At 26.7% G+C, this 22,966-nt stretch carries 9 protein-coding genes, 3 tRNA genes, 3 rRNA genes and 1 other RNA gene; 11 read left to right on the top strand and 5 right to left on the bottom strand.

All coding sequences use genetic code 11. From position 1 onward, the window contains the following. Positions 1-63: 63 nt before the first annotated feature. From Q2306_RS01865 to Q2306_RS01815, 11 genes are all read left to right on the top strand, one after another. Positions 64-2,634 carry a valine--tRNA ligase gene (locus Q2306_RS01865; RefSeq protein ID WP_323847610.1) on the top strand — a complete coding sequence of 857 codons (2,571 nt, stop codon included), beginning with the start codon at positions 64-66 and terminating at the stop codon, positions 2,632-2,634. A gap of 378 nt (positions 2,635-3,012) precedes the next feature. Then, a complete protein-coding gene (locus Q2306_RS01860; protein WP_323847609.1) occupies positions 3,013-5,793 on the top strand; it encodes a cation-transporting P-type ATPase in 2,781 nt (926 codons plus the stop codon). Positions 5,794-5,888: 95 nt separating this feature from the next. Further along, complete coding sequence (gene pth, locus Q2306_RS01855) at positions 5,889-6,461, top strand: aminoacyl-tRNA hydrolase (RefSeq protein WP_323847608.1); 573 nt, start codon at positions 5,889-5,891, stop codon at positions 6,459-6,461. A 176-nt stretch (positions 6,462-6,637) separates the two neighbouring features. Next, positions 6,638-8,171: ribosomal RNA gene (locus Q2306_RS01850) — 16S ribosomal RNA — on the top strand. Positions 8,172-8,251: 80 nt separating this feature from the next. Then, positions 8,252-8,328 (top strand) — tRNA-Ile (locus tag Q2306_RS01845). 75 nt (positions 8,329-8,403) lie between these two features. After that, positions 8,404-11,268: ribosomal RNA gene (locus Q2306_RS01840) — 23S ribosomal RNA — on the top strand. A 44-nt stretch (positions 11,269-11,312) separates the two neighbouring features. After that, positions 11,313-11,427, top strand: a 5S ribosomal RNA gene (rrf, locus tag Q2306_RS01835). The 16S, 23S and 5S rRNA genes sit together here with 3 tRNA genes alongside, the layout of an rRNA operon. A gap of 7 nt (positions 11,428-11,434) precedes the next feature. Then, positions 11,435-11,510: transfer RNA gene (locus Q2306_RS01830), tRNA-Val, on the top strand. Positions 11,511-11,541: 31 nt separating this feature from the next. Continuing rightward, positions 11,542-11,617 (top strand) — tRNA-Asn (locus Q2306_RS01825). A gap of 91 nt (positions 11,618-11,708) precedes the next feature. Then, on the top strand, positions 11,709-13,814 hold the full coding sequence (locus Q2306_RS01820) for a polyribonucleotide nucleotidyltransferase (RefSeq protein WP_323847607.1): 2,106 nt from the start codon (positions 11,709-11,711) through the stop codon (positions 13,812-13,814). Positions 13,815-14,780: 966 nt separating this feature from the next. Further along, a complete protein-coding gene (locus Q2306_RS01815; RefSeq protein WP_323847606.1) occupies positions 14,781-15,206 on the top strand; it encodes a DUF2963 domain-containing protein in 426 nt (141 codons plus the stop codon). Positions 15,207-15,451: 245 nt separating this feature from the next. Here Q2306_RS01815 and Q2306_RS01810 read toward each other — a convergent pair whose 3' ends face one another. The 5 genes from Q2306_RS01810 to rnpB all read right to left on the bottom strand — a co-directional run bounded on the left by Q2306_RS01810 (position 15,452) and on the right by rnpB (position 21,520). Beyond that, positions 15,452-16,027, bottom strand: a complete 576-nt coding sequence (locus Q2306_RS01810; protein WP_323847605.1) for a hypothetical protein — start codon at positions 16,025-16,027, stop codon at positions 15,452-15,454. A gap of 84 nt (positions 16,028-16,111) precedes the next feature. Continuing rightward, positions 16,112-16,561: a hypothetical protein gene (locus Q2306_RS01805; RefSeq protein WP_323847604.1), complete on the bottom strand. Its 450-nt coding sequence runs from the start codon at positions 16,559-16,561 to the stop codon at positions 16,112-16,114. A 49-nt stretch (positions 16,562-16,610) separates the two neighbouring features. After that, positions 16,611-19,292, bottom strand: a complete 2,682-nt coding sequence (locus Q2306_RS01800) for a PHP domain-containing protein (RefSeq protein WP_323847603.1) — start codon at positions 19,290-19,292, stop codon at positions 16,611-16,613. 52 nt (positions 19,293-19,344) lie between these two features. After that, positions 19,345-20,832 (bottom strand): lysine--tRNA ligase, encoded by a 1,488-nt coding sequence (gene lysS, locus Q2306_RS01795; RefSeq protein ID WP_323847602.1) that lies wholly within the window; start codon positions 20,830-20,832, stop codon positions 19,345-19,347. Positions 20,833-21,106: 274 nt separating this feature from the next. Next, positions 21,107-21,520: RNase P RNA component class B (gene rnpB / locus Q2306_RS01790), an RNA gene on the bottom strand. Positions 21,521-22,966 lie beyond the last annotated feature (1,446 nt).

The following is a 22,966-nucleotide window of genomic DNA, read 5'->3' as shown; positions in this document are numbered from 1 at the left end:
TTATATTCTTATATTGTTAAATAATTTCAAATACGGAGTTAACTTTTAAGGATAAAAAATATTATGGAATCTAAATATTCATTTAAATTAGTAGAAAAAAATAGATATCAAAATTGGTTAAATAAAGATTATTTTAAAACAGAAAATAATTTAAATAAAAAGACTTTTACTATTATCATTCCGCCACCAAATATTACAGGAAAACTGCATTTAGGCCACGCATGGAATAATACTTTACAAGATATTTTGATTCGTAGACAAAAAATGTTAGGTTATGATATTCTTTTTCTTCCCGGGATGGATCATGCAGGGATAGCTACTCAAAATAAAATTAAACAAAAATTAAGAGAAGAAGGTCAGGAAGAAAAAAATTTAACTAAAGAAATTTTTTTAAAATATGCTTATTTATGGAAAGAAGATTATTCTGAAATTATTCGTCAACAATGGTCTTTATTAGGATTATTTTTAGATTATAAATACGAAAAATTTACTTTAGATCCTGAGTTGAATGAATTAGTTAACAAAGTTTTTATTCAATTATATAAAGAAAATTTAATTTATCAAGATTATAAAATTATTAATTGGGATCCTTCAATTGAAACAACTCTATCTAATATAGAAGTGAATTACCAAGAAGTTAAAGGAAAACTTTTTTATTTAAAATATTTTGTGTCAAACGATTCTAATTTCTTTTTAGAAGTTGCTACTACAAGACCTGAAACTATTTTTGTTGATCAAGCTTTAGCTGTCAATCCCACAGATTTTAGATATCAACATTTGATTGGAAAAAAAGTTTTAACACCTTTTACAAATTCAGAAATTCCTATAATTGGTGATGATTTTGTTGATATTCAATTTGGTTCAGGAGTACTCAAAATAACTCCAGCTCATGATGAAAATGATTTTCAAATAGGAAAAAAAAATAATTTAAAGATTGAATCGTGTTTTAATAAAAATGGAACTATGAATGAAAAAGCTAAAAAATATCAAAACTTAAGTATTTTAGATTGTCGAAAAGAATTAATTCAAGATTTACAAAAAGATAATTTAGTGACTAAGATAAAAGATTATAATCACATGTTAGGTTTTTCTAGTATTTCAGGATCTATGATAGAACCAAGATTATCTTTACAATGGTTTCTTAAAACGAAAAAATTATCTGAATTCGCTTTACAAAAACATAAAATTGATTTCGTTCCTCAAAGATTTGTTAAAATTTTTAATAATTGGTTAGAAAAAGTTGAAGATTGGTGTATTTCTCGTCAATTATGGTGGGGGCATTCGATTCCTGTTTGGTATAAAGATAAAGAAATAAAAGTTCAAGTAGAAAATCCAGGCGATGGTTTTATTCAAGATCAAGATGTTTTAGATACTTGGTTTTCTTCTTCTTTATGGCCAATTAGCACCTTAGGATATTTACAAGAAAAAGAATCTTTATTAAAAAGACGTTTTCCTGTCGATGTTTTAGTTACTGGTTATGATATTTTAACCTTTTGGGTAACTAAAATGGTTATGCAAAGTTTTTATTTAACGAATAAACAACCTTTTAAAACTGTTTTATTACATGGTTTAGTTAGGGATTCTGAAGGACAAAAAATGTCTAAATCTAAAGGTAACGGAATTTTACCTGAAGAAATTATTAATAAATATGGCGCTGATGCTTTAAGATTGTTTTTGACTACAAGTGTTTCTAATGGTTCTGATTTGTACTATGATGAACACAAAATACTAAATAGTTGGAATTTTATTAATAAACTTTGGAATACAAGTCGTTTGATTAAATTAAATCTTCGGACTTTAGAAACAAATTTCCAAGACGAATTTTTATTATTTCCTGAACAAGCTTTATTATCTAAATTTTCACAATTGGTGCAAAAAGTTGATTCTTTGTATGAACAATATGAATTTCATATAATAGGTGAAACGTTGTATCGTTTTATTTGGGAAGATTTTAGTAATTGGTTTTTAGAATTTTTAAAAATTTTTTTGAAAGAAGATAAAAAGGAATATTTAAATACTCAAAAATTTTTACTTTTTATTTTAAAGAATATTTTAAAATTATTACATCCTTTTATACCTTTTGTAACCGATGCCATTTACGAAGAATTAACTTTAGGAGAATCTATTGTTCATTCTGCATGGCCCAACATTACTTATTCGAATATTAAAGCTTTAGATAAATTTCAAAATTTAAAAAATTTAATTGTTAAATTCCGTCATTGGAAACAATCTTATTCTATCGATAAAAAGAAATTCAAATTATACATCGAAGTACCTTTTCAAGATGCTAAAGAATTAAATTGTTTTAATTTAGTTTTAAAGAATTTGTTTCAAATTAATGAAATAGAAATTGTTCATACTGTTTTATATGATAAATATTTTTTTTTGTTTTCTGAAAAAAATATATCTATTTGGATAGATAAAAAAATGTGGGTAAATATTCATGATCGTGAAATTAAAAACAATTTAATTCGACAACAAGAAATTCTTTTAGTAGAAATTAAAAGAAGCGAAAAAATTTTAAATAATAAATTTTTTATCTCAAAAGCGAACCCAAAAAAGATCAAAGAAGAAAAAGAAAAATATAAAAGATATTTAAATGAATATCACAAATTAAAACAAAACAAAGATTAAATATATTATATAAATTTATAAACTATTTTCGCTTCAAAAAAAATCAAATCAGTCAGATGTTTTTATAAAATTTTTAATTTTGTATAAAACAAGAAATAATTATTTTTTATTTAATATTTTTTGAAAAAGAAAATGATGATGAATATATTTATAATTTAAAATTAATGTAATGTCTTTATTATATAACTGTTAAAAGTTTTAAATAATTTATTTTATCTATTTCATAAAATTATTGTTTTATATTTTTTTTAATATAATATTCAAGACAAATTTTTGTTATATTTTGGATTTTTATTTATATAAATAATATTTCCGAAGACAAATAAATGAATATTTATAAAATTTTATGTTTTATAGAAGAGGTAATTACGAAACAATATGAAAAATAAGGATTTATTAAAAATAAGTAGTTTAACTTTAGAAGAAGTTTTTCAACATTTTGATACTAACCCCAATGGTTTAAGTATTAAAGAAGTAAAAAAAAGAAATAATTTGTATGGCTTGAATATCATCAAAACTGATAAAAAAATAAGTGTATTTAAAAGATTTATTAAACAATTTATTTCTATGTTTGCGCTTTTATTGATTTTGTCAAGTGGTTTATCTTTTTTAATAAAGGAATACGCCGTAGGAATAGCTATTTTAACAGTTGTAATTGTTAATGGTTTTTTCTCTTTTTGTCAAGAGCTAAAGACTGACAAAATTTTATCTTCTTTAGGAGATATGATTCCTAATAAAATCAAAGTTTATCGTAATGGTAAAGTAGAATTTATTGACGCAATTAATTTAACAATTGGAGATTTAATTTTTTTAGATATAGGAGTTACTATTCCTGCTGATGCAAGATTAGTCGAAACTAATAATTTTTATGTTGACAATTCTATGTTAACAGGCGAAACCGTTCCTTTAAATAAAATTTGTGGGGCAAATAAAGATAATATTGAAACTGTTTCTGAAATTCCAAATTTAGTATATGCAGGAACAACAGTAACTCAAGGTAGTGCTAAAGCTATTGTTTATTCTATTGCTAAGAATACCCAAATCGGAGAAGTATCTAATTTAGTTCAAAATATTGATAAAGGTATAAGTACACTAGAAAAAGAAATTCATAAAGTTATTAAAGTAATTAGTATTATTGCTTCAACATTAGCTGTAATTGTGTTTTGTATTTGTTTATGGCGTTCTCAAAATCCATTTACTTCGGATGCATTCAAGGTATCTATTACTGTTGCTTTAGGAATGTTAGTTGCTAATATCCCAGAAGGATTATTGCCGACTATTAATTTAAGTTTAGCAATTGGTTCACAAAGAATGGCTAAGCAAAAAGCTTTAATTAAACAATTGTTTTCGGTTGAAACATTAAATTCTGTTAGTGTTATTTGCACAGATAAAACTGGTACTTTAACAGAAAATAAATTGACTTGTCATAAAATACTTTTTCCTGGGGGTTATGTTAATATTACAGGTAATGGTTTGAATAAAAAAGGTGAATTTAAAGATTTTGATAAAAAACAAAATGATAAGATTTTGCAAAAATTATTCATTTCTTCTGTAATATGTTCTGAAGCTAATTTAATCGATGATCCTTTAAATAAAAAAGATTTTCAAATAGTAGGAAGTCCTACGGAAGGTTCTTTTTTAATTGCCGCTAATAAATATGGTCTTAATGTTGATCAAATAAGAAATAATTTTGAAATAGAACAAACAAATCCTTTTTCTTCAGAAACCAAAAAAATGAGTGTTTTAGTTAAAAATTTATCTCAAGATAATTATGATATTAATGAAAGATATTTATTTATTAAAGGAGCTCCTAGTGTCTTGTTGGAAGAATGTAAATTTCAATATAAAAACAAAAAAGTAATGGAGTTCAGTCAAAAAGATAAAGATTTTTTTGTAAAACAAAATGAAGAATTAGCTAGTCAAGGTTACCGTTTATTAGCAATTACTTATAAAAAATTAGAATCAGATCAAAAACAATCTGAAGAAAAAGATATGGTATTTTTAGGACTTTTAGTTAATTATGATCCTCCTAAAATTGAAGTACGCGACTCGATCGAACAATTATATAAAGCTGGTTTGAAAGTCACTGTTATTACAGGAGATTATGGTAAAACAGCTATAGCTATCGGAAAACAAGTAGGAATTATTAAAGACGATCAATATCTTAATATAGATGGATCACAAATAGATAAGATGTCTCAAGATGACTTACAAAATAATTTAAAAACTTCTAAACCAATCATTTTTTCTCGTACAACGCCTAAACATAAATTAAGAATTATAGAAGCTTATCGTTCTAATGAAGAAATAGTTGGAGTTATCGGTGATGGAGTGAATGATATTTTAGCTATGAAAGCTGCTCATATTAGTATTGCTATGGGTAAATCTGGTAAAGATATCGCTCGTAATGTAGCTGATATGATCTTATTAGATGATAATTTTTCAACTATTCCAAAAGCAGTATTAGAAGCTCGTGGTATTTACGATAATATCAAAAAATTTATAACTTATGTATTTAGTTCTAATATTCCCCAAATTTTCCCTGTGATTTTTATGGCTTTATTTAATATTCCTCTTTATTTAACAGTTATGCAAATTTTAGCTATAGATTTAATAACGGATTTGATACCAGCTATAGCTCTAGGTGCAGAAGAGCCTAAAAAAGAATTATTAGACAAAAAACCTATTTCTAAAGATGATCGTTTATTAGATAAAAAATTATTAAAACGAAGTTATTTTTTTTTAGGGATAATCGAAGGAACTTTAGCTTTAATTTTTTTTGTATGTTGTTATGGCTTTGATAATTTAACACAAGGATTAGTATCAGCTAAAACTTCTGAATTTAAAACAGCTTCTACTATGGCTTTTGGAGCTGTTATTTTTGCTCAAATAGGTAATGTTTTCGCTTGTAGGTCTGATAAACTTTATTTTTGGAAAACTGCTAAAAAAAAGAATGTTCTTTTATTTTTAGGTGTTTTATGTGAATTAATTTTATTTATTCTTATTTCGCAAAATTTTGATACATTAAATAATTTTTTTGGAACAACCAAAATCAGTTGGATGCATTATATTTATTTAATTTCTTGTATTTTTACAATATTATTTTTCGATTGTATTTATAAATATTTTAATAATAAAACAAAAATTGCAAAAAATTAAATTCACATTTTTTTATTTATTTTTATATAAAAAATTATTGAGGTAAAATATTTTATTTTAATAATTTTTTTATTTTGTAGAGGAAATAAAAAACAATGAAGCTTATTGTTGGTTTAGGTAATCCAGGTTATATTTATAATAATACTCCGCATAATATAGGTTTTATGATGATTGATTTTTTTTTAAATTATTTACAAAAACAAAATTATAAAATTAAAACAGAAATGCTTGATTTTGTTTATCAAGTACAAATCAATGAAAAAAAAATTATATTATTAAAACCACAAACTTATATGAATCTATCAGGAATAGCTATAAAAAAAATTATGCAAAAATATAAGATTAATATAAAAGATATTTTAGTGTTGTATGATGATATTTATTTAAAAGCTGGTGTTTTTAAATTGAAAAATAAAAGTGGTCATGGCGGACATAATGGAATAAGAAATATTATAGATATTTTAGAAACTAATCAATTTAAAAGATTAAAGATAGGTGTAGATAATAATTATTCAATTCCTTTGGATAAATATGTTTTAGGTAATTTGGATAAAAAAATTAAAGAAAATATTTTTAATAAATTTCCTTTGTTTATAGATATATTATTATATTTTATTAACGATCTAACAATAGAAAATATTTTAAATTTATTAAATAAAAATAAATAATATTTGTTAAAATTAGATTTTTTATATGTTATAATAATGTGTTATTAATTTTGACAATTGAGAAAATAAATTTTTTAAATTTATTTTTCTGATTTATTTCTTTGAAAACTGAAGATGATATTTTATAAAAAATTTTAATTAAACATTTTAATTTCATTTAATATGAAATTAAAAATAAAACGAAGAGTTTGATCCTGGCTCAGGATGAACGCTGGCGGCGTGCCTAATACATGCAAGTCGAACGGAAACCCCTCAAAAGGTTTTAGTGGCGAACGGGTGAGTAACACGTAAGTAACCTACCTTTAAGACGAGGATAACAACTGGAAACGGTTGCTAAGACTGGATAGGAAACAGAAAGGCATCTTTTTGTTTTTAAAAGACCTTCTTCGAAGGTATGCTTAAAGATGGGCTTGCGCCACATTAGTTAGTTGGTAGGGTAATGGCCTACCAAGACGATGATGTGTAGCTGGACTGAGAGGTTGAACAGCCACATTGGGACTGAGACACGGCCCAAACTCCTACGGGAGGCAGCAGTAGGGAATTTTCGGCAATGGAGGAAACTCTGACCGAGCAACGCCGCGTGAATGATGAAGTATTTCGGTATGTAAAGTTCTTTTATTGAAGAAGAAAAAATAATGGAAAAATTATCTTGACGTTATTCAATGAATAAGCCCCGGCTAACTATGTGCCAGCAGCCGCGGTAAGACATAGGGGGCGAGCGTTATCCGGAATTATTGGGCGTAAAGGGTGCGTAGGCGGTTAGGAAAGTCTATAATTTAATTTCAGTGCTTAACGCTGTCTTGTTATAGAAACTACCTTGACTAGAGTCAGATAGAGGCAAGCGGAATTCCATGTGTAGCGGTAAAATGTGTAAATATATGGAGGAACACCAGAAGCGTAGGCGGCTTGCTGGGTCTTGACTGACGCTGAGGCACGAAAGCGTGGGTAGCAAACAGGATTAGATACCCTGGTAGTCCACGCCGTAAACGATGAGTACTAAGTGTCGGGATAAAACTCGGTACTGAAGTTAACACATTAAGTACTCCGCCTGAGTAGTACGTACGCAAGTATGAAACTTAAAGGAATTGACGGGACTCCGCACAAGCGGTGGATCATGTTGTTTAATTCGAAGATACACGAAAAATCTTACCAGGTCTTGACATGCTCTGCAAAGCTATAGAAATATAGTGGAGGTTATCAGGGACACAGGTGGTGCATGGTTGTCGTCAGTTCGTGTCGTGAGATGTTAGGTTAAGTCCTAAAACGAACGCAACCCTTGTCGTTAATTGCCAGCACGTAATGGTGGGGACTTTAGCGAGACTGCCAATTAAAAATTGGAGGAAGGTGAGGATTACGTCAAATCATCATGCCCCTTATGATCTGGGCTACAAACGTGATACAATGGCTGTTACAAAGAGCAGCTGAAGCGCGAGTTTTTAGCAAATCTCAAAAAAGCAGTCTCAGTTCGGATTGAAGTCTGTAACTCGACTTCATGAAGTTGGAATCGCTAGTAATCGCGAATCAGCATGTCGCGGTGAATACGTTCTCGGGGTTTGTACACACCGCCCGTCAAACCACGAAAGTTAGCAATACTCGAAAGCAGTGGCTTAACTTCGAAAGAAGAGGGAGCTGTCTAAGGTAGGGTTGATGATTGGGGTTAAGTCGTAACAAGGTATCCCTACCGGAAGGTGGGGATGGATCACCTCCTTTCTAAGGATAATAAATAAAAATCATCATCTTCAGTTTTGAAAGACTTAAATTGTTAAGTTTTTCTTTTTTTAAGCGCCAAAGGGCCTATAGCTCAGTTGGTTAGAGCACACGCCTGATAAGCGTGAGGTCGGTGGTTCAAGTCCATTTAGGCCCACCATGATTAAAAACAGGTCCTGCTTAAAAGAAAGTTCTTTGAAAAGTAGATAAATATAACTCTATAATTCTTAATAAAATTGAAGAAAGTAAGGGCGTACAGTGGATGCCTTGGCACTAAGAGCCGATGAAGGACGCAATTAACGGCGATACACCATGGGGAGTTGTAAATAAATGGAGATCCATGGGTTTCCGAATGGGGCAACCTACTACAATAAACTTGTAGTTTTTTGATTTAATTATCAAAAAGGGAACGCAGTGAACTGAAATATCTAAGTAACTGCAGGAAAAGAAAGTAATAACGATTCCGTCAGTAGCGACGAGCGAACATGGAACAGCCTTGGATACTAATTACTAGTTACAAAATAAAAAACAACTTGAAGTTTTTGGAAAGAAACACCATAGAAGGTGATAGTCCTGTAAGGGAAAGTTTTTTATCTAGAGTATCCTATAAAGTACGGCAAGACACGAGAAATCTGGTTGGAAGACGGGAGGACCATCTCCCAAGGCTAAATACTTCTTAGTGACCGATAGTGAACTAGTACCGTGAGGGAAAGGTGAAAAGAACCCCGGGAGGGGAGTGAAATAGATCCTGAAACTGTATGCCTACAATTAGTCAGAGCTCGTTAAGGAGTGATGGCTTGCCTTTTGCAGAATGAACCGGCGAGTTATGATATAGAGCAAGGTTAAGTTTGAAGGAACGGAGCCATAGCGAAAGCGAGTCTTAAAAGGGCGTTTAGTTGTATGTCATAGACCCGAAACTGAAGTGAGCTAGCCATGAGCAGGTTGAAGTGTGATTAATCTCACATGGAGGACCGAACCAGGATACGTTGAAAAGTATTTGGATGACTTGTGGCTAGGGGTGAAATTCCAATCGAACTCAGAGATAGCTGGTTCTCCCCGAAATAGCTTTAGGGCTAGCGTTGATTTTAAAATTTTCATGAAGGTAGAGCACTAAATGAGTGATGGCTTCATCTCGGGGTACTGAACTCAATTAAACTCCGAATGTCATGAAAAATAATCAGCAGTCAGACTGTGGGTGATAAGGTCCATGGTCAAAAGGGAAAGAGCCCAGACCGTCAGCTAAGGTCCCCAAATTAATGTTAAGTGGAAAAGGAAGTGGAGACGTTAAAACAGCTAGGAAGTTGGCTTAGAAGCAGCCATCTTTTAAAGAGTGCGTAATAGCTCACTAGTCTAATGACTTCGCACCGAAAATTTATCGGGGCTCAAACATTATACCGAAGCTACGGATACTAACTTTAATGTTAGATATGGTAGGGGAAGCGTTCTGATGTCAGTGAAGCCATAGCGGAAGCAGTGGTGGAGAAATCAGAAGTGAGAATGCCGGTGTAAGTAACGAAAAGATAGGCGAGAATCCTATCCGTCGAAAACCCAAGGTTTCCAGGGGCAGGTTCGTCCGCCCTGGGTTAGTCAGGTCCTAAGGCGAGGTAGAAATACGTAGTCGATGGCAAGCAGGCGAAAATTCCTGCACTAAAAAAACAACTGATGGAGGGACAAAGCAGGCTAGGCATGCCCTTTATATGGATTAGGGTTGAAGGATCGAGTTTGAGAAGACAGGTAAATCCGTTTTCTTATTCCAAAAAATGAGATTCGAAGGTAAGATGACCGAAGTCATACTTTCAAGAAAAGCTTCTAGGGTTAATTGTTTTTTTACCTGTACCGTAAACCGACACAGGTGGGATGGTAGAGTATACTAAGACGCGCGAGAAAACTCTTGTTAAGGAACTCGGCAAAATTGCTCCGTAACTTAGGGATAAGGAGAACTTTTGCGTAAAAAGTAAAAGTCACAGAAAAGAAGCCCAAGCGACTGTTTATCAAAAACATAGGTCTCTGCTAAACCGTAAGGTGATGTATAGGGGCTGATGCCTGCCCGGTGCTGGAAGATTAAGAGGGGATGTTCGGGTTAAACCAAAGCATTGAATTGAAGTCCCAGTGAACGGCGGCCGTAACTATAACGGTCCTAAGGTAGCGAAATTCCTTGTCGGGTAAATTCCGACCCGCACGAAAGGCATAACGATTTGGGCGCTGTCTCAACAAGAGTCTCGGTGAAATCAAATTATCGGTGAAAATGCCGATTACCCGCGACAGGACGAAAAGACCCCATGGAGCTTTACTGTAGCTTAATATTGAATTTGAGAAATCGATGTACAGCATAGGTGGGAGACGGAGAACTTTAGACGCCAGTTTAGAGGGAGTCACCTTTGGGATACCACCCTTTGATTTTTTATGTTCTAACCTGCGTAAGTGTATTACGAGGGACAGTGTTTGGTGGGCAGTTTGACTGGGGCGGTCGCCTCCTAAAGAGTAACGGAGGCGTTCATAAGGTTCCCTCAAAATGGTCGGAAATCATTTAGAGAGCGTAAAGGCATAAGGGAGCTTGACTGCGAGACCTACAAGTCGAGCAGAGACGAAAGTCGGACTTAGTGATCTTACGATACCGTATGGAAGGGTCGTAACTCAACGGATAAAAGCTACCCTGGGGATAACAGGCTTATCGCTTCCGAGCGTTCACAGCGACGAAGCGGTTTGGCACCTCGATGTCGGCTCATCGCATCCTGGAGCTGGAGAAGGTTCCAAGGGTTGGGCTGTTCGCCCATTAAAGCGGAACGCGAGCTGGGTTCAGAACGTCGTGAGACAGTTCGGTCTCTATCCGTCGTGGGCGTTGGAAATTTGAAAAGAGCTGTCCCTAGTATGAGAAGACCGGGATGGATGTACCTCTGGTGTTTCAGTTGGTTCGCCAGGACCACAGCTGAGTAGCTATGTATGGAAAGGATAAACACTGAAAGCATCTAAGTGTGAAGCCTCCTTTAAGATGAGATTTCCCTATGAGATCCCTGAAAGACTATCAGGTTGATAGGTCAGAGGTGTAAGAAGAGTGATCTTTTAAGCTGACTGATACTAATAGATCCATTGACTTTGATTTTATAAAAGAATTAAAAAAGTTATATTTATCTAGTTTTGAAAGATCCTTGGTTATTTATAAAAGGGGAAACACCTGTTCCCATTCCGAATACAGTAGTTAAGTCCTTTTAACCTGACGATAGTTTTTGTTTACAAAAGCAAAAATAGGATTAGCCAAGGTCAACTTTAGAGGATTAGCTCAGTTGGGAGAGCGTCTGCCTTACAAGCAGAATGTCGGGGGTTCAAGTCCCTCATCCTCTACCAATATCTTAACAACAACAATAACAATGAAAAGGCCTATATAGCTCAGTTGGTAGAGCATCTGACTGTTAATCAGAGGGTCCTAGGTTCGAGTCCTAGTATAGGCGCCATATAATAATAAAAAATATACAAACGTCTTTGTAAAAATTAATTTTTATTTTTAAAAGTAGTTTTGCATTTTTTAGAAAAAGGAAAACTAAAGTGGCTTTAAAAATATTTAAAACTATTTTTGAAAATAATTTATTAAGCGTAGAAATAAATAATTTAGCTAAGCAAGCTAATTCTTCTGTATTACTTCGTTACAAAGATAGTGTTATTTTAACTGTATCAATTGCAAGTAAAAAGTATAATACTTTAAATTATTTCCCTTTGACAGTTATTTATCAAGAGAAACTTTATGCTGTAGGCAAAATACCTGGAAGTTTTACTAAAAGAGAAGGAAAATCTTCTGATCATGAGATTTTAAATTCTCGATTAATAGATAGAACTTTAAGACCTCTTTTTCCTACAAAATTTAATAAAGAAATCCAAATAATAAATACTATTTTAAGTAGTGATTATGATTGCAATAATGAGATATTAGCTATTTTTGCTAGTTCTTTATCTTTACTTGTGTCAGATATCCCTTTTACAGATTCTGTAGCGGGTGTTTGTATAGGTAGAATAAATAACAAATTAATTATTAATCCAAGTTCAGATAAAAGAAATAAATCAGATTTTTTATTAACTTTATCAGGAACTAAACAAAGTATAAATATGATTGAAGCTATTGCAACAGAAACAAAAGAAGAAGAATTACTAGAAGCTATGGTTTATGGACATGATATAATAAAAAAACTTTGCATGTTTCAAGATGAAATTAGAGATAAAATAAATCCTCAAAAACAACTTTTTACACAACTAGAAATTAATGAAGAATTATTTAATAAAATTACAGACAAATATAAAAATCAAATAAAAAATATTTTAGATATAAGTTCACAACAAAAAAAAGATGTAAAAATATTTAAAAATGAGATTAGTAAATTAAAAGAAGAATTATTGTTAGAATATAATGATGATGATAATATTTTATCTACAGAAATAGACAATATTTTTAGTAATTTATTAAGTCAAGCATTTAGAAAAATGGTTATCGAAGATAAAAAGAGAATCGATGGTAGAAAATTAGATGAAATTAGAACAATTGAGAATCAAGTAGGTTTATTACCTAGAGCTCATGGTTCAGCTCTTTTTACTAGAGGTCAAACACAAAGTTTAGTAGTTGTCACTTTGGGCACTTTAAAAGAAAGCAAAATGGTTGATGATTTAACAGAAGAAGAAGAAAAAATTTTCATTTTACATTATAATTTTCCTGCTTTTTCTGTTGGAGAAATAGGTCGTTATATGGCGCCTTCTAGAAGAGAAATTGGACACGGTATCTTAGCGGAAAAATCATTATTTCATCTTTTGCCTTCAGAAGATGATTTTCCTTATTCTATTAGAGCAGTTTCAGAAATTTTAGAATCTAATGGTTCCTCTTCGCAAGCTACTATTTGTGCTGCTTCAATGGCTTTAATGGATGCTGGCGTTCCTTTAAAAAAGGCTGTAGCAGGAGTAGCTATGGGTTTGTTTTGCGATGACAACGAGTGTGTTGTTTTAACTGATATTCAAGGTTTAGAAGATTATGAAGGAGATATGGATTTTAAAGTAGCTGGAACTGAAATAGGAATAACTGCTTTACAAATGGATACTAAAAGAAAAAATATTAATTTTGATATTTTGAAATTATTATTGAATAAATCACGCTTTGCTAGGTTAGAAATTTTAAAAAAAATGAATCAAGTTATTTCTACACATAAAAAAGAAGTTTCTATTTATGCTCCAAAAGTTCAAGTTATTAAAGTTAAAATAGAGAAAATAAGAGATATTATAGGTGTTGGTGGTAAAATTATCTCTCGTATTATCGAGAAACATGATAATGTTAAAATAGATATTAAACAAGATGGTAAGATATTTATAACTCATGTAAACATTGACATTGTTAAAAAAACAGCTAATCATATTTTAAATTTAGTTAAAGAAATTGAGATAAACCAAGTTTATCAAGTAACTGTTGTAAAAATTTTAACTAATAATAAAGGTCAATCTTTTGCAGCATTAGTTGAAATATTTCCTAATGTTGAAGGTTTTATACATGTTAGTCAGTTATCTAATACAAGAACAGAATTTGTTGAAGATGTTTTGAATGTAGGTAATAAAGTTTTAGCTAAATGTATCGAAATTAATAATAAAGGCAAAATATTTTTATCTTTAAAAGATATTTAATCAAAAGAAAATATAATTTTTAAATTTTTGTAATTTTAATTTTTCAACATTTGAAAATCGTTTTTAATTTTTAAATAATTAAAACATTTTCAGGTTTCTAGATACTTTAAAAAAATGTTTTCAATTAATATTTTTTTGTAAAATCGAATAATATTTATAAAAATTATAAATAAATAAATCTTTAAATTTTAATATTTTAGTAATTTTTCTCTTTAAAAAATACTAAATAAGGGTTATAAAAAATAGTTTTAATAAAATATTATTTGATTAAGACATGCACGCGGGATTACTTTTTTGTATTAACATTTATAAACAAAGTCAAAATACACTGATTATAAATGATGTTTTAAAAAAAATATTATGTTAGAAAAAATAAATTATAAAATATTAATATGTTTTACAAAAATAAAATTAAAAAAAGAAAACAAACAAATACAATGAAATTTGAAACGAATAATTTCGATAAAATATTTTTTTATACTTTTAATGAAAATCATTTTGTTATAGATTGTAAATTTTCTTTAAATTAACTATTCATTTATTCTCCAGTATATTTTTTTATTATGTAAATATAAAAATGATATGAATTTTTAAAAAAATTAATTCAAATTAAATATAAATTAAAGCCAAAATATTTAAAAAATATTTTGGCTTATTATTTTTTTGAAATTTAAATTAAAAAATTTTCGGAAGATCATAACTTATTTTATATAATTAATTCAAAATAATTAATTTGGTTAAAAATTAAATAATTCTTTTGTAAGAATTTAATATTTATTTTTTAAATTAAAAAGAGATGATTTGCTGAATTATTATTTTTTAGATATGAATTGTATATTTGAAACAATTAAAACAATGTTTAATATTATAAAGATGAAAACATATTTGTTTAAAATTTAAGTCTTGAAAAAATATATTCATTTTAACAAAAAATTAATATAATAATAAAGAAAAGGAATTCAAGTTATGAAAAATAAAATCATTAAAAATAGTCATGAAATGTTCGAATTTAATGCAAATGGTAAATTAATTAAACAAACAAGGTTTTGGTTAGATGAACCACATATTGCTTCAATTATAGAATATAATGATAACGAAATAAGAACTAAAGTAACTTATTTTCGTAAATATAATAGAATTATTAGTTCTATTACTGAATATGGTAATAACGAAAGAAAAGCTAAAAGAATTATATTTTTTGAAGATGGTCAAACTATTGCAAAAATTTTTCAATATAATCCTGAAAACGGTTATCCTATTAAAGAAATTGAATTTTATAAAGATGGTTCTTTGGAAACTATTTTGGAATATGATAATAACGGCAATTATCTCGAAACAATATATTATGATGAAAATGGAAAAGTATTAGATAAACTGTTTTCAAATATATAAATAATAGTAATAAAAAAATATTTTTTTTAGAAAAATTCGCTAATATTTAAAAATCTTAAAATGAAATAATTAAAAAAATTACTTATCTTTAGGCATATTGTAGTACTCATATATATTTGAACTAAAATTAAATTCAATATTAATTTATTTCACACAAAATAAATTCAAATTATTTATTATTAATATAAAACTGCAAAAAAAAAAAAAAAAAAAACATTTTTTTATATTAATTAAAAAAATATTTTTCACTCTTTTTTGCCAAAAATATTTTTTAATTTACTTTTTAAGTAAAAAAATAAAATACCACCTACAAATAAATTTAAAAAGAAAGGAAGTAAATTATATATAAAAGCAATAATAAAAATATTTTCTTTTAAATTATTATTTTTATTAGCGTAAATTAACAAACTAGATAAAAAAAAAGATAATAATCTTAAACAATTAATTAACAAAAAAAAAGAAAATAATCTTGTATTGCTAAAAAATTTCTTTTGTTTATCAAAACAAAAACCAGACAGACTAATAATCAGATCAGGAAATATATAATCTAAAATAACAGAAAAACAAATTTGAAAATAATTTAATTGTAAAATGTCCATAATACTTTTCCAATGATAAAAACTTCTAGTCAAATGAATAAAAGTATAAAAACAGCAGATAATAAAAACACTAGGAAAACCTAATGAACAACCTGCTATACAAATAATAACTAAAGGTAATTTTAATGGTTTAATATACGGACTTAAAACAAAATCAATTATCATCGTTATAGCAATAAAAAGAGAAATAATAATAATTTTTTGCAAAAAAGTTTTTTTCATGACCAAAATTTTACAAAAGAATACACTTTTTTAAATTTTCCTATTTCTTAATTTTTAAAAATATATAATTTTTAATTGAATTAACTAATTTGAAAATATTTTACCAGAAAAAATAAATTCTAAAAAATAAATAATTGAAGGAAAACAAATAGAAATCCAAATACCAAGACAAGAACCTATAAAAGTACCTAAACTAATCCCCATTAATCCTTTTTTCAAACCTAAAAAAATTATTCCAATAATAATTAAAATAATCATTCCTTTAAGATAAATGAAAGTTTTTTCTGTATCTGTTCGATCAGAGTTCAAATAATAATTATTAATTTCATCTTTATCAAAGACATCATTAATTGTATGTAATTGTTTTTTCCAAACATCTCTTTGCCTCACTTTATAAGCAGAAACAAAACAAAGTGAAATAAATCCTAAAATAATGATAAACCAACGAAAATATCTATTACTACGAGAACAATAAGTCATCAATGTTTCTTGATAAAATAAACTCATTTTTTTGCATAATTTCATTTTTATCATATTTATCACCCATCCCTGTAACTTTATTATATCATTATAAAATGATATTTCATAAAAGCAAAGCACTTAAATGAAAACCAAAAATTTTATTCATTTCTTGTTCTAAATATTCTTTTGGTAATTCTTCTAAAAAAATTTGTTTTTTATCATCTAATAAATATTCTTCATGTTCTAAATATTCTAAATCAGATTCATTTAATAAAGTGTTTTTATTAAGACCAAATTCATTAAAAACACCTGCTAAGATTAAATCTCTTAATAAATTATTATTTAAAATTTTTTGACATCTCTTTTTAAAATCATAAAAATCAACAAATCTCTTGATTTGTCTTTCTTTAATAATGAACTCAGCTATTTCTTCGCTAACATTTCGAATCAAAGTCAAAGGCAATAATAATTTTCCTTTTGATAATTCATACTGAATACCACTTTTAAAAATATTGGGTATTATAATTTTAGTCTCATGCTTCTTTTGAATTTTAAGCAATAAATTTTCTGTTTCAGAAGGTACTTTTTGATATTCTTCTAAAAGAACTTTTAAAAAAATAACAAAATAATGAGTTTTTAAATAAGCCATCCGATAACTGATTAAAGAATAAGAAACACTATGACTTTTGTTAAAGCTATAATTAGAAAATTTTAAAATATAATCATAAACACGAGACGCTAATTTTTTAGAATGTCCTTTTCTTTCGCTACGTTTAATAAATTCTGTTTTAATTAAATTTGTTTTTTTATCGATGACATCAGATTTTTTAATTATATATTTCATAAATATTTCAGCTTCACTAAAATCATAGCCAGCAAAAGTAAAAGCTGTTTCCATAATTTGTTCTTGATACAGAATAATACCGTATGTATTTTTCAAAATATCTTTTAAATATTTATAAATATCTGTTTCAACTAAAAAATTTTTATTCTCTTTTTTATTACGACAATAATAATCAATATAATTAATTTGTCCTGGTCTATTTAAAGCTAAAACAGCAACCAAATCTTCTATTTTTTGTGGTTCCACTTTTTGTAATACCTTTTTAGCTGTTGGCGATTCTAATTGAAAAATATATTCTGTATCGCCTCTTTGTAATAATTGATAAGTTAAGTTATCATCTAAGGGAAATTGTTGCCAATTTATTTTTTCTTTGCTACTAATATTTATTTCTCTCAGAATTTTATCAACTAAAGTCAAACTTTTTAAACTTAAAAAATCTATTTTAGGTAAACCTATCTTTTCTAAATATTGGGCTTCTATTTGAGTTTGATATTTAAAAGGAGTATTGCTTTGTGGATTACTTTGAACAGGAAAATGTTTGAATAAATTATTATTGCTAATAATAATCCCAGCTGGATGGGTACCAGTAAATTGTGGCAACCCTTCTAATTGGCCTAAAATTTTTATTTGTTTGTTATCAGGTTTGGATATTTTTAAAACTTCTTTTTGATATTTAATATAATTAGCGTTTCGAAGAAAAGATTTGATAGTTAAAGTGTTAAAAGTAATGATATTAGATGTATATTCCGAACCATATTTATCATAAATATATTTTAAAATAATGCTTATTTTATTATCTGGAAAATCTAGATCAATATCTGGTTTTTTATTTCTTTTTGGATTTAAAAATCTTTCAAAAAGAAGATTATAAACCAAAGGATCTGCTTCTGTAATTCCTAAACAGAAACAAACTAAAGAACCAGCCGAAGAACCTCTGCCAACTCCTAATAAAATTCCTTCATCTCTAGCGTATTTCATCAAATCAAAAACAATTAAAAAATAATCTTCATAATGCATATCTTTGATGATTTTTAATTCTTTTTTTAATCTTTCTGTATAAACAGAAAATTTAGAAGATGAAATCGGAATTTTTTCTTTCAAAGAAGAGTATGTTATTTTTTCTAAATAAGCAGTAGAAGATTCTTGTGATTTTTGTTGAAATTTAGGTAATCCTATATTAGAAGGAAAAATTTTAAAATATTTAATTGATTTTATAAAAGTATCCAAATCTAAAAAAGATGTTTTATAATCGTCATAATAACTTTGATATTTATCATAAATTTCTTTTTGATTTAAAAATTGAAAAGACATGTGAAAATCTTTGGAAGGATACATTAATTTAAGTAATAAATTATGAGCTTCTTTTTCGGAAGTTTCTAAAAAATTAGTTTTATGAACAACTACTACTGAAATTTTTAATTTTTCAACTAAAACAGCTAAAATATTATTAGCGAATAATTCTAAATTATCCGATTGCAAAGACAAACCAAAAAAAACCAAATCTAAATTATCTTTCAATTGAGAAAAAATTTTTTCTATTGAGTTTAAGTCTGAAATTTCAGAGAAAACAAAATCTATATTACTTAAAATAAAAAAAAGTCCTTTTTGAGATTGTTTTAAAATTTCTAAAGTAATATTTTGTTTTTGGGTTTTTATTAAATTTGAAATCCGAATTAAATTATTAATACCAATATCATTTAAAGCATAAATCAAAAGTCCAATTTTTTTATTTTTTTTAATAATTATGTTTAATGATAAATTTATTTTAATACCTAAAATAGGTTTAATTTTGTATTTCTGGCAAGTATATAAAAATTCAACCATTCCGTGTAAATTTTCATTATCACTTAAAGCAACAAAACAATAATTATTTTCTTTAGCTTTTTTGATTAGAGCTTCTATTGAATTAATACTTTCCATAATACTATAATAACTTTGTAGATAAAAAACACCTATCATTAATAAACCTCTATTAAAATGATATTAATCATGATTTTAAAATAAAAAATAATTATTTTTTATTATTAGCAAAATGAGGAAATAAAATAACATCTCGAATATTAGTGGTGTTAGTCAAAAACATTACTAACCGATCTATTCCTATACCCAAACCTCCTGTAGGCGGCATACCATACTCTAATGCTTCAATAAAATCTTGATCTAATTCTTCGGCTTCATCATTACCTAATTTTTTTTGTAATAATTGTTCTGTGAAACGTTTATGTTGTTCAATAGGATCATTCAATTCAGCAAAAGCATTCACTAATTCTTTACCAGTTATAAATAATTCAAATCTATCAACAAATTCTTCGTTTTTCATATTTTTTTGTGCTAAAGGACTCGTTTCATAAGGATAATTATAAATAAAAGTCGGTTGAATCAAAGTTTTTTCTACAAAATTTTCAAAAAAAGCTACTATAATGTGACCTTTAGTATAAAAAGGTTTTACTTCTATGTTGTGTTCTTGAGCTATTTTTTTACATTGTTCAAAATCCATTTTATTGCTAAAATCCACATCCGTTTTATCTTTAATTATCTGAATCATATCATATTTATAAAATTTATTAAAATCAATCAAATGTTCTTGATAATTAAAACTTAAATCACCTAAAGTTTTCATACAAATTTCTTTTAAACAATCTTCTGTTAACTGCATTATATCTTTCATATTAGCATAAGCTAAATACGCTTCTATTGTTGTAAATTCTGGGTTATGAGTGGCATCAATACCTTCATTTCGAAAAACTCTTCCTATTTCGTAAACAGCTCTCATGCCACCAATTATTAATTTTTTTAATGGTATTTCTGTTGCTATTCTTAAATAAAAATTAGATTCTAAAGCGTTATGATAAGTAATAAAAGGTTTAGCAGCAGCTCCTCCAAATACAGAATGTAAAATAGGTGTTTCCACTTCTAAAAAACCTTTATTATCAAAAAAATTTCGAATAATTTTAATAATTTTACTTCTTAAAAGAAATGTTTTTCTAGTTTCTGAATTAATAATAAGATCGATATATCTTTTTTTTCGAATATATTCTTTATTTTTTAACCCTTTATATTTATCAGGCAAAGGCATTAAACTTTTGCTCAAATGAACTATATCTAAAGTTTTCACAGTTAAAACTTGTGTTTTAGTTTTAAATAAATAACCATAAACACCTATAATATCTCCTAAATCAGCTTTTTGATAAATTTGAAAAGCTTTTTCAGAAATCAATGTTTTATTTAAATAGATTTGAATAGAATGATCGAAATCTTGTAAATTCAAAAAACCGGCTTTACCTTGGATTCTATTATTAATAATTCTACCTGCAATATTAACTTTGATTTTTTTTAATTCTAATTCATCACCGTTTAAAGATGCATAATTATGTAATATATCTGAAACACTAGTATCAACAATAAAATAATTACGAAAGGGCTCTAATTGTAATTTTTTTAATTCTTCAATTTTGTTTCTTCTAATAATAGATTGTTCAATTATCTTTTTTTTAATCATAATTTTTTTACATCATAACCTTTTTATTTTTATTAAAAAATAATATTTATTTTAAAAATATTTTTTTATTTCTTATTATTCTGGTATTCTCAATTATTTTGATTTTATTTTAAATTAAATATATCAAAAAAATAAATCAATAATATAAAGAAATCATAACTTCAATTCATTTACTAATAATTATAACATATTATAAATAATAATGATTTTAAAGTAGTTTATACATAAATAAAAAAAGAATCTTTTGAATAAAAGATTCTATTTAAAAAATAACACGAATAAGCCATGTTCTGTTCTTGTTTTTTTAAATAAAAACAAGCGTGACCATTTATCTCTGTTTTTATTTCTAAAAACAGTATAAAAACCAATTATAAATATTTTAATTAGGAAAAATTGATTTTTATATGCTCCTACCATATTTTGGATTGCTAGCTTGAGGGGTTTACCGCGTTTCACTTAATTATTTCTAATTAACTCGTCTCTGTGACACTTTATTTTTTATTTTCATAGATTATAAATATAATCCTTAGAATCTAAAAAGCCGTTACTTAAAAATTTAAGTACCTTAAGTTATTTTTTTCTTAAGCACAATCACTACATGCTTCCCTAAAAACATGTGCTAACATGGACTTTCCTAAATCTAATTTTATTTCTAAAAATAAAATTAAACCTCGATCACCACTGTGTTATTTTTCAACATTAGTATTTTAACAAAAATTTATATAAAAAATATAATAAATCTTAAAAAATTATCAACTATTTATTTTTTTTAATAAATAATTTAGATTGAAGTTTTTCACTGTTCCTTGTTTTAATACAACTTTTGTCTTTAAAATTGTTCTTTAAGAATTAAAATTAATCTTATAATTTAATATTTTTTTTAAAATTACAAAAAATATATTTTTTATTTAACAAAGTGTCTAAAGTTTTTTATATTTCGCTAGTTTTAAAAGATATTTTTTTAATATTTTATTCCTTAGATATATAGTTAGGTAAAAAAAGTTAAAAAATCGTGCACAAAATAAAAAAAAATTAATTTTTATAATTGCATAATTTTATCGAAAAAATGCTTAATAAAGGTACCTTTTTTAAGATTTGATATTAAAAAAATCTAATTTTAAAACAATATTCCTAAATGAATTATTTAAAATATTGATAATATTGAAAAGGTGAAATATTTTAATTTAGTTAATAACTATTTTTGGTTCCAAAAAGAATTAAATTGATTAATAATTTTAGTTATTTTGATTTTGGAATTTTAAAATAAAAAAGAAACACTGTACTTTTATCTAAATTTAATTATTATGATATATTTTGTGTTCTGAAAATCAAAGGTAATAGGCATACAAAATATTCTATATTTAAAAAAACAAATCTTTCTTGTTCAAAAATTTTTATTTGATAAATATTTCTTTATGTTGTTTTAAAAATAAGTTCTTGATTTTTAGTTTGAATTATTTTTTCTGAAGCAATTAAATTATAACGTGGGCATTCATATCGAATTTTAAAAGAGGTTTTTGCTTAAATTAAATGCAATTTATCCTAAGTATATTTGCAAATAAGGAGTTAAATAACTTAAAAATTTTATAATTTTTCTAGAAGAAAAATTTAATAAAATAAATTATACTACTTTTAAAAATTCTATTGTAATAAATTTAGAAAGAAAACTGAAATTTACTTTCTAAAACCTCATTATGTAGGTGTTTTTTTATAATAATATTCTAAAATATTTTGATTATCTATATAAAATTTTACTTCTCATAAACTAAATCATCTTCAAATTCTTAAATCCAAGAATCTTCATTATGTGTTTTTATACTTAATTCATTTTCTGTAAGATTAATATAATTTTAAAATATTATAAATAGATTATTTTTATTCTTAATTTTGAGTTATTATTATTGCTATATGGGTTTTTTAATTTGCTCGTGTTTATGATTTCTAAAATAAAAATAAAATTCAATCTAAAATAGTACCCCCCAACATAAATAAGCTTTAAAATGTTAGTTAAATAATAGTTTTTGGTGTTTTACTAAATTATTAGCATTTGCATAATAAGCTAATTTTTTAAGTTTTAAATTCTTCATATCGATTTTTTGGATTTTTCAATTATTGTAATTATAAATACTAAAAA

The sequence above is a fragment of the Phytoplasma sp. genome (genome assembly GCF_035187685.1).
Classification (GTDB): domain Bacteria; phylum Bacillota_I; class Bacilli_A; order Acholeplasmatales; family Acholeplasmataceae; genus Phytoplasma.
Note: the sequence above shows the minus strand (reverse complement) of the source record. Positions and strands in the feature narration are given on the sequence as shown.